This is a genomic window from Paenibacillus zeirhizosphaerae (genome assembly GCF_030705605.1).
In the GTDB taxonomy this organism is placed as follows: Bacteria; Bacillota; Bacilli; order Paenibacillales; family Paenibacillaceae; genus Paenibacillus; species Paenibacillus zeirhizosphaerae.
Map to the genome: position 1 here is coordinate 12,462 of NZ_JAPCKK010000010.1, position 11,306 is coordinate 23,767.

Annotated in this window: 10 protein-coding genes and 1 pseudogene; 5 read left to right on the forward strand and 6 right to left on the reverse strand. The window is 50.5% G+C overall.

Annotated features, from left to right (window positions below; all coding sequences use genetic code 11):
* Positions 1-61: 61 nt before the first annotated feature.
* The 4 genes and pseudogenes from OIN60_RS04250 to lepB all read right to left on the reverse strand — a co-directional run bounded on the left by OIN60_RS04250 (position 62) and on the right by lepB (position 3,600).
* The gene (locus tag OIN60_RS04250) at positions 62-1,150 is read right to left on the reverse strand and encodes a lactonase family protein (RefSeq protein WP_370872372.1); all 1,089 of its coding nucleotides are present in this window, start codon (positions 1,148-1,150) and stop codon (positions 62-64) included.
* A gap of 168 nt (positions 1,151-1,318) precedes the next feature.
* On the reverse strand, positions 1,319-2,518 hold the full coding sequence (locus OIN60_RS04255; protein WP_305753631.1) for an MFS transporter: 1,200 nt from the start codon (positions 2,516-2,518) through the stop codon (positions 1,319-1,321).
* A gap of 119 nt (positions 2,519-2,637) precedes the next feature.
* Positions 2,638-2,853: pseudogene (locus OIN60_RS04260) on the reverse strand (tRNA-binding protein); the annotation flags it as partial.
* Positions 2,854-3,054: 201 nt separating this feature from the next.
* Positions 3,055-3,600: a signal peptidase I gene (gene lepB / locus OIN60_RS04265; RefSeq protein ID WP_305753632.1), complete on the reverse strand. Its 546-nt coding sequence runs from the start codon at positions 3,598-3,600 to the stop codon at positions 3,055-3,057.
* 165 nt (positions 3,601-3,765) lie between these two features.
* Between lepB and mprF the strand changes: the two genes are divergently transcribed.
* Positions 3,766-6,408, forward strand: coding sequence for a bifunctional lysylphosphatidylglycerol flippase/synthetase MprF (gene mprF / locus OIN60_RS04270; protein WP_305753633.1), 2,643 nt, complete (start codon positions 3,766-3,768; stop codon positions 6,406-6,408).
* A gap of 108 nt (positions 6,409-6,516) precedes the next feature.
* Here the strand turns inward: mprF and OIN60_RS04275 are convergent, their stop codons facing one another.
* Positions 6,517-7,143 (reverse strand): nitroreductase family protein, encoded by a 627-nt coding sequence (locus OIN60_RS04275; RefSeq protein WP_305753634.1) that lies wholly within the window; start codon positions 7,141-7,143, stop codon positions 6,517-6,519.
* Positions 7,144-7,472: 329 nt separating this feature from the next.
* Between OIN60_RS04275 and OIN60_RS04280 the strand changes: the two genes are divergently transcribed.
* The 3 genes from OIN60_RS04280 to OIN60_RS04290 all read left to right on the forward strand — a co-directional run bounded on the left by OIN60_RS04280 (position 7,473) and on the right by OIN60_RS04290 (position 9,433).
* On the forward strand, positions 7,473-7,910 hold the full coding sequence (locus OIN60_RS04280; RefSeq protein ID WP_305753635.1) for a disulfide oxidoreductase: 438 nt from the start codon (positions 7,473-7,475) through the stop codon (positions 7,908-7,910).
* Positions 7,911-8,252: 342 nt separating this feature from the next.
* Positions 8,253-8,750 carry a CcdC family protein gene (locus OIN60_RS04285; RefSeq protein ID WP_305753636.1) on the forward strand — a complete coding sequence of 166 codons (498 nt, stop codon included), beginning with the start codon at positions 8,253-8,255 and terminating at the stop codon, positions 8,748-8,750.
* Between the two features lie 98 nt (positions 8,751-8,848).
* Positions 8,849-9,433 (forward strand): TetR/AcrR family transcriptional regulator, encoded by a 585-nt coding sequence (locus OIN60_RS04290; protein WP_305753637.1) that lies wholly within the window; start codon positions 8,849-8,851, stop codon positions 9,431-9,433.
* Between the two features lie 111 nt (positions 9,434-9,544).
* Here the strand turns inward: OIN60_RS04290 and map are convergent, their stop codons facing one another.
* The gene (gene map, locus OIN60_RS04295; protein WP_305753638.1) at positions 9,545-10,291 is read right to left on the reverse strand and encodes a type I methionyl aminopeptidase; all 747 of its coding nucleotides are present in this window, start codon (positions 10,289-10,291) and stop codon (positions 9,545-9,547) included.
* A 293-nt stretch (positions 10,292-10,584) separates the two neighbouring features.
* Here map and OIN60_RS04300 point away from each other — a divergent pair, with 293 nt between their 5' ends.
* A complete protein-coding gene (locus OIN60_RS04300) occupies positions 10,585-11,289 on the forward strand; it encodes a GntR family transcriptional regulator (RefSeq protein WP_305753639.1) in 705 nt (234 codons plus the stop codon).
* Positions 11,290-11,306 lie beyond the last annotated feature (17 nt).

The window sequence follows — 11,306 nt, forward strand, 5'->3', positions numbered from 1 at the left end:
GGAAAAATTGGCGGTCGTGACGCCTTTATTACATGGCGGTATATTGTATATTCTGCACTTCCTACTTCGCAGGCTTTTGCATAGGTTCTATGCATACCGGACTTGGAATCTCCAGCACATATCCCGTGCGCTGCAACCGACCGCTCTCCCCATCGATGGCGAAAGATACGAGATTGCCGCCGTCCTGGTTGGCTGCGATCAGATATCCGCCGGGAAGCAGGTTGAAATTACGCGGTGTAGCCCCAAAGGTCTCCACCCAATCGATCACCTCCAGTTTTCCGCTGTCTTGATCGATCCGAAACGCGGCGATGCTGTTATGCCCGCGGTTGGAGACATACAGATAACGCCCGCAAGCAGTCACACGGATATCTGCAGCCGTATTGTCCGGAACCACCGCTCCTTCCGGCAGGGTGGACAGATGTTGCACGGGCTGGAGCTTTCCGGTTTGCTCATTATAAATAAACGCTGTCACCGTACTGTTCAGCTCATTAGCCACATATACAAATTTGTTAGTTGGATGAAACACCAGATGGCGCGGTCCCGAACCTGGTGGAAGTTCCGCTTCACGATGCGTCACCAGCTTTCCTTCTTCCAGACGGTAGACGACCACCTCATCCAGGCCAAGGTCGCATATCATGACATATCCGCCTGACGGATCAGGCACGATGGAATGCGGATGCGGGCCTTCCTGCCGATCCTGCCGAATTCCTGAACCAGTATGCTTCACCTGTGCCTGCAAACTGCCCAGTCCCCCGTCCGGTCCGGAATCATAGACGACCGCATTGCCACCTGAATAATTCGATGCCATCACATAACGCCCGTCGGAGGTCACAGACACATAACAGGGATCGGCTCCTTCCGTCGTCTTACGGTCCAGCATGTGCAGCTCACCTGTCCCGGCATCCACCGCATAAGCATATATATGCCCCTCCGCTGCTTCACTCACCGCATACAAACGGGACCCGTCCGGGCTCAGAGCCAGAAATGAAGGCCTCTCGATCCCTTCCGTCCCGCTTACAATTCTCATCTCCCCGCTTTCCCCATCCAAGGCGCACAGGTAAATCCCTGTCTCCGTGCGGGAAGCGTATGTACCCGTATAAAATAACTGCTCCTGTTCCATTTTCGTATCTCTCCTCTCCAGCTTCTGCATGCTCCATCCCTCATTATTACCCACGATGACTTGGAAATAAGACTGCCTTTAGTTCAGATCCACTGAAAACTTATACATTCTATAATCTTAACAGAAAAGACGATCCTTCCGTTCGGAGAGACCGCCTTTCTGTTTCAATCCAGTATTGGGCAAGCCTGCACTGCCCCTTTACACTGCAGGTTCAGCCCTTCTGCCTGCTTTCCAGTTCACCGCCAGAATCAGGCTGAGCATGAGGATGGCCGCACCGAAAATGTAAGGCAGATTAATATGCACGTCGAACAAGGTTCCCGCCAAAGCAGGTCCTACGATATTGCCGACGCTCATATAAGCATTATTCATGCCTGCGGCTACGCCTTGCTCATCACCCGCCATTTTGGATAATGCTGTATTGATCGCCGGACGCATCAGTGCCGTAGCCGTGAAGAAAATCAAAGCCACTCCGAGCACGTAGTAAAAGTTACCCGAGAACAGCATCAGCACCAGCGAAATTGCCGAGAACAGGAAAGATCCGGTAATGACGGCCTTTTCCCCGAATCGGTTTAATACCGGACCGATGGCGACAGCCTGGATCACGGTGCCAATCAGAGCCCCGATCGTAATAACCAAGGCAATATCACGCTCATCATAATGAAACTTGCCTGTAACAAAGAACGGAAACATCGTCTCAAAATGAGACAATCCAAACGTCAGCGTAAATATCATAATAAGCAGCGCAAAGTACGGCTTACGGAACGAAAGCGCAAACTGCTTGATCACATTCTCCCGCTTGAGCATCGTATTGCGATGTCTCAACTGATCCTCCTGCGACAGCGTTTCAGGCAGCAGGAACAGGGAAACCAATGTAGCCATAAGGGTCACAACGGCAGATACATAAAAGGGAGTCCTTACTGAAATATCAGCCAGCAGACCGCCTACGCCAGGTCCGATGACAAAACCCAGGGACATTGCCGAGCCGAGCAGGCCCATTCCTTTACCGCGTGTCTCCAGCGTAGTGATATCTGCGATATAGGCCATCATCGGCGGGATCAAAAAGGCCGCCCCGATACCGCCAATCAGACGGGAAACATAAAGCATCCACATAGCAGTACCCACGGCAAACAGCACGGCTGACACCGTCATAATGATCAGGCCAAGAATAATCAGCTTTTTGCGGCCGTATTTGTCGGACCATTCCCCTCCGATTGGAGAAAACATGAATTGGGTAAGCCCGAATGCGGCAACCAGATAACCCCCGGCTTCGCCACTGCCTCCCAGCATGCCCATAAACTGCGGCAGTACAGGAATGATAAGACCTATGCCCAGCATGGCAATGAACATATTGATCATCAGAATGATCAAAGGGCCTTTCCCTAACTTTGTTGCTGACATAATGCGGTTTCTCCTCCTCGTACACGTCTCTCTCGTAATAAAAATAGAACGCCTTGCTTGATTATCAATCCTTCAAGCTCTTATATCTTAATGGAGCGCCCGCCAAAAAACAAACAAAATTATCCAATCAGTGTGCCGTCCGGCAGCTTGACATCCGGGGCAAGCAGCACCACGTCTCCCTCACCCGGTACACCGCCCAGCACCAGCACCTCTGACTGGAAACCAGCAATGTTACGCGGCGGGAAATTCACAACAGCAACCACCTGCCGCCCGATCAATTGCTCAGCCTTGTAACGTTTCGTAATCTGGGCACTGGACCGCTTGATCCCCAATTCTTCCCAAACTGATAAGTTTGATAACAAACAGCAGCGATAGCGCTATGAACACACCGGACAGGAAACTTCTTACAACGCAAATAATTATAGAACATACGTTCGCTTTTGAACACAAAAAAACACAGGTATCGGCCGTAATGCCAATCCTGTGTCTGTTCGCTGCAAAGCATACGGCTTTCCGGCAAACTGCACGCAATCATGTCAAAATGTTTTGCCGATCACATGATCCAACGGGATGAAGCCGATCGAACGGCTGTCATTGCTGTTATTCCGGTTATCCCCCATCACAAAAATATATCCATCAGGCACAACCCACTCCCTGTCTTCCGTCTCATTCATGGTTTCCTTAATATAAGGCTCATTCAGCAGACTTCCGTTCAGATACACCGCATGATCCTTCACTTCCACCACATCGCCTGCCTTGCCGATTACCCGCTTGACATAGATGCTTCTACTCTTCTGCTCGTCAAACATCCGGAATAAAGGCTGCTCCCACAAATCGTTGATAAAACCACGCTTTTCCTTGACACGGCTATCAATAATGACGATATCGCCATGCTTCAATGATTCCGGGAAGAGGTTGGGGATCTTGGAGACATACAGCTTCTGCTGGTCTTGCAATGTCGGCTCCATCGAATGTCCTTCCACAGTATAAGGTTGGGCAATGAATATGCCGATAAATAAAGTGACTGCGATGGCTGCGCCGAACGTTCCCAACCAGCCCAACAGACTCTTCACCAGTTTCATCAGGACAAAACCTCGCTTATAATCATAGAGTAGATTTCATAATTCAAAGTTAATTTTGGTATATTCTTCTTATCAGTATACGTTGGTCTCCGCTGTCCGGTCAATTTACGGGAAGCGGATAACATTTCTATCATTCGAGAAATTTCCCAGGAGGGTGAACCTACTTTGCTTACCGCACTCAAGCAGCTTAAATCATACCGAATAGTACAGCTTGTACTGGCTGCTTATCAGAAACGTTTTGTCAGAATGCTAATTCCGCTCATTATTTTGGCACTTGTGATTTGGCTGGGAAGCCGTGAACTTCATAATATGAACATCGGCCGCATGCTGTTCGAACTGCGGCGTCTTTCGCCATGGACCATATTCGAAATTGCCCTATTCTCACTGATCGCCGCTGCCGTGATGAGCTCCTATGACTTTGTCGTCCGCAGGCACTTCCGGATGCCAATATCATTCGGCGCGACATTCCGGTACGGCTGGATTGCCAATACCTTCAACAACGCCTGCGGGTTTGCAGGTTTTACCGGAGCCGGCCTGCGCGCATTTCTGTATAAAAAAAGCGGCGTTCCGCTGAATGTCATCACGGCTGCTGTCATTTTTCTATCGCCTGTCGCGATCACAGGGCTGTCCCTGCTTGCGTGGGCCGTCCTGGCCCGGCTGTTCCCGGAAGGGCAACTGCTGCATACTTACCCCTGGCTGCGGTGGGCCATGTGGGGAATGGCTCTCTATCTGCCGTTATTCCTGCTGGTCCAGCGCTCACGCCTGTTCGGTAAATGGTTCAATCAGGGCAAAGGAACCATGCCATGGACAACCATCTCCGCTTCATTAGCCGCCTCCTTGCTGGAGTGGCTGTTCGCCGCGCTGGCCTTTGGCCTCGTCGGCCTTCGTGTCCTGCACGGCGTACCACTGGACGCGCTTATCGGTGTCTACGTCATTGCGGCCACTGCCGGTCTGATCAGCATGACTCCGGGTGGAATCGGCGCTTTTGACGTGACGGCTCTGCTCGGGCTGCAGCTCCTTGGGGTACACCCGGATCTTGCACTGACGGTCCTGCTGCTGTTTCGTTTCTTTTATTTTATCGTTCCTTGGCTCATCGCTCTTGTCCTGACTGCGGTCGAGATCATCCCGAACAGGGAACGAATCGGCGAGCTAGCAGGAACCGGTTGGGGCTATTCCTTGAATCAATGGCAGAAAATTTGGGGATGGCCCGGACAGTTTCGTTTTCTGGCTGACCTCGGCGTCTGGGCACTGAGCAAGCTGGTCCTCGCCGCCGGGCTCGTGCTGCTGCTGTCTGCGGCATTACCGGGACTGCTATACAGACTGCGCTTTGCCGAGAACCTGTTATCCCTGCCGATCATGCAGTTGTCCCATGATATTTCGGTCATCATCGGCATCATGCTAATCGTGCTGTCGCACGGCATTTCACTGCGAATCCGAAGGGCGCTCCGCCTTACCCTTGTGCTGCTGTTCGCCGGTGCGCTGTTTACGTTCATCAAAGGTCTCGACTTCGAGGAAGCCTCCTTCCTGCTGTTCGTCGCCTTGATGCTGTACCTTTCCCGCTCACGCTTTTACCGGGAAGGCGCGCCAGTGAGCCGTACAAATGTCCTGATCTGGGGCGGGCTCTCCGTCCTGGTAACCGTGGCCTACCTCCTGATCGGAGCGGGTGGGTACAGCTATTTTCTGCACCATTTGCCGCTGCGCATGAGAACGAATCTGCTGTTTGACAAGGAGCATTTCGGCATCAAGACCCTGCTCAGTCTGGTCTTCGCCTGGGTGTTCCTGACCATGTATCTGATGATGCGTCCCCAGCGCGATATCGAAACGCTGCCGGATACGGACGACATGGACAGGCTGCGCGAATTTATGTCTCATGAGCAAGGCAATTTGCTGACACACATGCTGTTCCTCGGAGATAAAAAATTTCATTGGGCCCAGGAGGGTGAAGTGCTCATCCCTTATGCCAGAAGCCGCAATAAGCTCGTCGTGCTCGGAGATCCTCTGGGTCCAATGCGCAAGGTCAGTGCAGCCATCCAGGAATTCCAGCAGTATGCCGACAAATATGCGCTTGCCGTTGTATTTTATCAGGCATCCCCGTCGTATCTGCCCATTTATCATGAGAACGGGTACCGCTTTTTCAAGCTTGGGGAAGAGGCCTTAGTGCCGCTGGAAGCCTTTACTCTGTCAGGCAAAAGCAACACGCCGCTGCGTACCGTAAGAAACCGGTTTGACCGGGAAGGCTACTCGTTTCAAATGGCTTATCCCCCGTTTGACGACACCCTGATGCGGCAGCTTAAATCCGTGTCTGATGTCTGGCTGAACGGTCGTAAGGAAAAAGGCTTTTCGCTCGGCTGGTTTAACGAATCCTACCTGCAGCTTGCTCCGGTTGCGCTTGTGCTGAACCCGCAGCAGCAGGTGATCGCCTTTGCCTCCCTCGCCCCGGCTTATGATCACAAGCAGACCGTCTCCATTGACCTGATGCGCCATCTGCCGGATGCGCCGAACGGAACGATGGACTTTCTATTCACCCGGGTGATGGAATGGGCAAAAGATGAAGGCTACGTGATGTTTAACCTGGGCATGGCTCCCCTCTCCAGCGTGGGCCAAAGCGAACGCGCGCTGCGCGAGGAGAAGCTGGCACGGCTGGTGTTTCAATACGGCAGTCACTGGTATGGCTTTCAGGGATTGCGCAGATATAAGGAAAAATTCTCACCCGCTTGGGAGCCGCGTTATCTTGCGTATCCAGCATCAATATCTTTGCCTATACTTACGGTAGAGCTGATGTACCTTGTATCGCGGAAAATGGATTAGGCTTCCAGCACGCATGTCAAAAAGGGGCTGTCCCTCTGTCATCCAAGATGACAGAAGGGACAACCCCTTTTTACTGCTAGCCTTAAATTAATTCACAGCCTTACCTTCTCAGAAGCCTCCGCGCACAACCGTCTCGGACAACGGCAGACGTCCGGATGGGCGAGCTGGTTCTTTCGCTTTGCCTACGGTAATCAGCATCACCGGCAGAAAACGATCTGGAATGTTGAATTCCTGAATCAGCTTCTCCGGGCTAAAACCGACCATCGGGCACGTATCGTAGCCCAAGGATTTAGCTGCCAGCATGATGTTCTGAGCTGCCAGCGAAGCGTTCATGATAGCGGAATCCCGCGCCGCCTGAGGACTTTGATAAGCCCCGTTAATCTGTCCGACCATAGCGTCACGGATTTCAGACTTGAGGAGGCCCGCTTCCACGGCCTGGTCAAAAATAACCGTATTGCGGTTTGCTTCCAGGTCCCCCAATACAGCGATCGTCAGGCTGCTCTCGGCAGTTTGGATTTGGTTATAAGCAACAGGAAGCAGCTTCTGCTTGTCAGCTTCCGACTCGATCACAAGGAATCTCCAATGCTGTAGGTTCCAAGCAGATGGAGCTTCGCTGGCCGCCTTCAAAATCGTCTGTAAATCCTCTTCTGGCATCTGAAAGCCAGTCTCATATTTTTTTACCGCATGTCTTTCGCTAATAACACGAAGCGTTTCGTTCAACTCAACTTTGGACATGGTACACTCTCCTATTCTCCTGTTTATGTATTTATACAAAACGATGTTTTCATTTCCGAAAACATCGTCAACACAGTATCCACCGTGTTCACGGCATTTCCGGATTAAGTTTTTACAGTGTACTGCTCACTTTCGCTGCTGTTGTAATTATAATAGTTACAGATTTGAGTGTCAATAAATTGACACATTTTTTCGTATCCATGAATCTATCCTCTCTCACTATAGATCGTTACTCCTGTTACAGCATTGTACTACTGTTTTTCCTCATTCGCTTATAGTATGATCAAAACAACTACATATATGAATCCTGGAAGAAAAGGAGAACATTCATGTTCGGAAAAAAGTCTGATTTAATGTTATTTTTCGCATGGATCGTCGCGTGCGTAGCGACACTGGGCAGCCTGTTTTTAAGCGAATATCTGGGGTACGAGCCCTGCAAGCTGTGCTGGTACCAGCGCATATTAATGTACCCGCTCACCGTTTTACTCGGCATTGCCTACTTTAGAGGTGATACGGGCATCCGCATCTATGTGCTTCCTCTAGCCGTGATCGGCGGCCTTATCTCCAGTTATCATGTGACGATTCAGCGAATCGCCGCCGCCCGCGCATCTGCTGCTCCCAGCACCTCCTGCGGCAGAGTGTCCTGCGAGACCGATTACCTGAACTGGTTCGGTTTTATTACGATTCCGGTACTGGCACTCATTGCATTTATTCTAATTATAGCGGCCATGATTGTTGTCAACAGACTGGACAAAAGACGGTGGTAATTCAGCAAAGGGGTTGTTCCAAAAGTCATGAAAATGGCTTAGGGCAGCCCCCTTTTCAATTTAAAGCAGCGGAGAGAACGAAGCAATTCCGGAAAAGCGGAGCGGTCGCCTTTGGCCCGAAGGGTCAACAGCGATTGTAGGAATGCTTCGTTCTCGGAGCCGTCTCACCCACGTACGAAAAGAGTGCCCCGGTCAAGAACTTTGGAGACTGGCATAATTATGTCAATTATAAGGCGAAACGATCCGGCATGGGGCTGTTAACCAGCAAATTGTGATATACTTAAAAAGTAGGATTTTTCCTGAAAAGACGGTTACAGATCCCATTAGAGAGGGGTTCTTCACTTGATACACATCAACCCTACTTACCTTCAATATGGAGCAACGATCGGCATGGTGATTATGGCCATACTCGCGATTTTTATTCGTATGAAGGCTAGCCATAGGCCCATAAATGTAAAAAAAATTATTATGCCTCCACTCGGTATGAGCACAGGATTTCTGATGTTCATCGTGCCTGAAGTTCGTATTCCGTTGCTGTGGGGACTAACTTCCTTCCTGGTTGGCTGGTTCATCTTCTCCTACCCGCTGATCCGAAGCACGAAATTCGAGATGGTGGACGGACAGATTTATGTCCAGCGCTCACGGGCCTTCTTCTTCATCCTGCTTGGCCTGCTCGCCGTCCGGATGCTGCTGCATGAGGTCGTCCAGCAGTATATCACCATCCCGCAGACAGCCTCCGTCTTCTTTACGCTGGCATTTGGAACGCTACTGCACTGGCGCCTGTATATGTATACGCAATATCGAAAGCTGTTCCCTTCCGGCACACCGGTGAGCCCCTAATACTACTCCAAATTGCAACAAAATCCCGAAAATATTATCGACCATTTGGTCAAGAAATGATAATATGAGTTGGTTGGAGGGAAAGGGGGCACGCCCGATTGGCAAGGAACAAGGAGTTCGATACTACTCTCGTTCTACACAAGGCCATGGAAATATTCGGCCACTATGGATATGAAGGAACTTCGCTAAAGGTGCTGCTGGAGGGGTTGGGTATCGCTCGTCAAAGCCTGTACGATACCTATGGTACGAAGCGTGATCTCTTCGTTAAAGCGGTCACGCATTATACGAACCAGAAATCATGTGCAGTTATCACCTATCTGGAGCAAGCAGATTCCGTTAATAAAGCGATTCACGATATATTTCACGAGGTTGCCGCCACTTTGAAAGATGAGCAGCGGCGTAAGGAATGTCTTATTTTGTACAGCGCCATTGATCAGGTTCCGCATGATCCCGAGATTGCAGACCTTTTCGAGCAAGACAGGGTTCGATTGGAGCAGGCTATCTATGATGCTTTGGTTCGAGCGGAACATCAGGGCGAGCTGAGGCCGGGTCAGGACCTGCACACTCTTGCCAGGTACTTGTACTATGCGCGCTATGGGTTAATTCAGGTTAGCAAGCTAACATCCGATCCTAAGGTGTTAGATGAAATCGTAACCGTTACGCTCTCTGCAATCGATAAATGATGGAGCGTTCACACACCATTATCTTTGTAGCGATGCCAAAGGACTCCAGGTCGAATTGACTTGGAGTCCTCTTTTATACACGCCATATTAAAGCTGTCTGTTCAACAGTGCTTATTGCTCAGTCAGCAGGATCGGCCCTTCAGCCGTGATCGCAAGAGTATGCTCGTACTGGGCGGATAATCCTCCATCCTGCGTGCGTGCCGTCCAGCCATCCTCGTCAATCTTGCAACGGTAGGTTCCAGTATTCAGCATCGGCTCGATCGTGATTACCATTCCTTCCTTCAGACGAGTGCCGCGATGTGGAGGACCGTAATGGGGGTAATGCGGCTCTTCATGCATGCTTTGACCGATACCGTGGGCGATAAAGTCACGCACGACCGAGAAACCTTGGGCCTCGGCATATACCTGAATCGCGTGGGAAATATCCCCGACCCGGTTGCCGACAACGGCCTGTTCCACACCTTTATACAAGCATTCCTTCGTCACGTCCAACAGCTTCTGCGACTGCTCGGACACCTGACCTACCGCATAGGACCAAGCGGAATCAGCCAGCCAGCCGTTTAAATTCACGACCATATCTATGGTGGCAATGTCGCCTTCCTTGAGCGGGGTATTGTTCGGAAAGCCGTGGCAGATCACGTCATTCACGGAACCGCAGGTTGCATACGGGTAACCGTTATACCCTTTTTGTTCGGGAGTAGCCCCGTTTTTTTTCATAAACGCTTCGGCAAAGGCGTCGATTTCAAGCGTGGTAATCCCGGGACGGATCATCTTCGCAATCTCCCGGTGACAGGCGGCGAGAATTTCACCAGCCTTCTTCATATGTTCAATTTGTTCCTTCGTCTTCAAAATAATCATGGTGACTCCCCTTACAATAGATTAAAGTCCGTGTCGCACGCAGCCGGAATCCGGCTATGCTGCGCAATTATGATTCAGCTTATGCGGCCGATCTTCTACCTGTTATTGTAGCGCAAAAAAAGGCAAAATGAAAACCGCAACGACAATTCCATTTGCAGAGCGGACAGGGATGATCTGTTTAAAATTTTATTGATACCGTTTACAAGAATAAAAAATTGTGTTTATAATAATCTTAACTTGTATACCAGTATACATGTTAAAGACAAACTTCATACGACAGGAGCGTGAGCCATGTGGATTATCCGGTAGCATGGCTGCAGGGAGCTTCATTAGGCGAGAAAATTGCCTGCGAACTCCGGCTGCAAATTATCCGGGGACACTATGCTCCAGGCACGGTCTTATCCGAGAACCAGATCGCTGCCGATTTCGGAACAAGCCGCTCTCCCGTAAGGGAAGCGATGAAGGTACTATCCGGTGAAGGATTAATCCGCCTTGAGCGGATGGGCGCCGTTGTTATTGGCATGACGCCCGCCGACATGGAGGAGCTGTTTGATGTCAGAATGCTGATTGAGCATTTCGTCGTTAAGCGTCTGGTCCGGAAAGATACCGTCCCTATCGTAGCCACGCTGGAACGCTTGACGGACAAGATGGAAGTTGCCTTCAAGCACTGGGATACCGCTGAATTTTCGCTGCAGGATTTTCTGTTCCATGAAATGCTGGTGCTGGAGGCAGGCCATACACGGATTCTGCATACGTGGAATGGGATGAGACAGCTCATCCTAACGGTGATGCTTGCTGCTACAGAGCAGCGCTTTTCCATCAAGAGCTCCGAATCGCTTGTGACGATTGCGAAGCATCGCACCCTAGCAGCCGCTTTAATGGATAAGAACGAGGAGCTGTTGACGTTTCTTGTGGACGATCATTACAAGGATACGCGCAATGCAGTCAATGACAGTGTACTTTCCCCTTTTCGCGAGTCGGTATCACCTCCAAAATGAAAGCGCTGCAAAAAAGA

Bases quoted from the DNA above. Each gene is read 5' to 3' on its own strand.
- OIN60_RS04250 (WP_370872372.1), bottom strand. From the start codon at position 1,150: ATGCAGAAGCTGGAGAGGAGAGATACGAAAATGGAACAGGAGCAGTTA.
- OIN60_RS04255 (WP_305753631.1), bottom strand. From the start codon at position 2,518: ATGTCAGCAACAAAGTTAGGGAAAGGCCCTTTGATCATTCTGATGATC.
- lepB (WP_305753632.1), bottom strand. From the start codon at position 3,600: ATGAAACTGGTGAAGAGTCTGTTGGGCTGGTTGGGAACGTTCGGCGCA.
- OIN60_RS04275 (WP_305753634.1), bottom strand. From the start codon at position 7,143: ATGTCCAAAGTTGAGTTGAACGAAACGCTTCGTGTTATTAGCGAAAGA.
- OIN60_RS04280 (WP_305753635.1), top strand. From the start codon at position 7,473: ATGTTCGGAAAAAAGTCTGATTTAATGTTATTTTTCGCATGGATCGTC.
- map (WP_305753638.1), bottom strand. From the start codon at position 10,291: ATGATTATTTTGAAGACGAAGGAACAAATTGAACATATGAAGAAGGCT.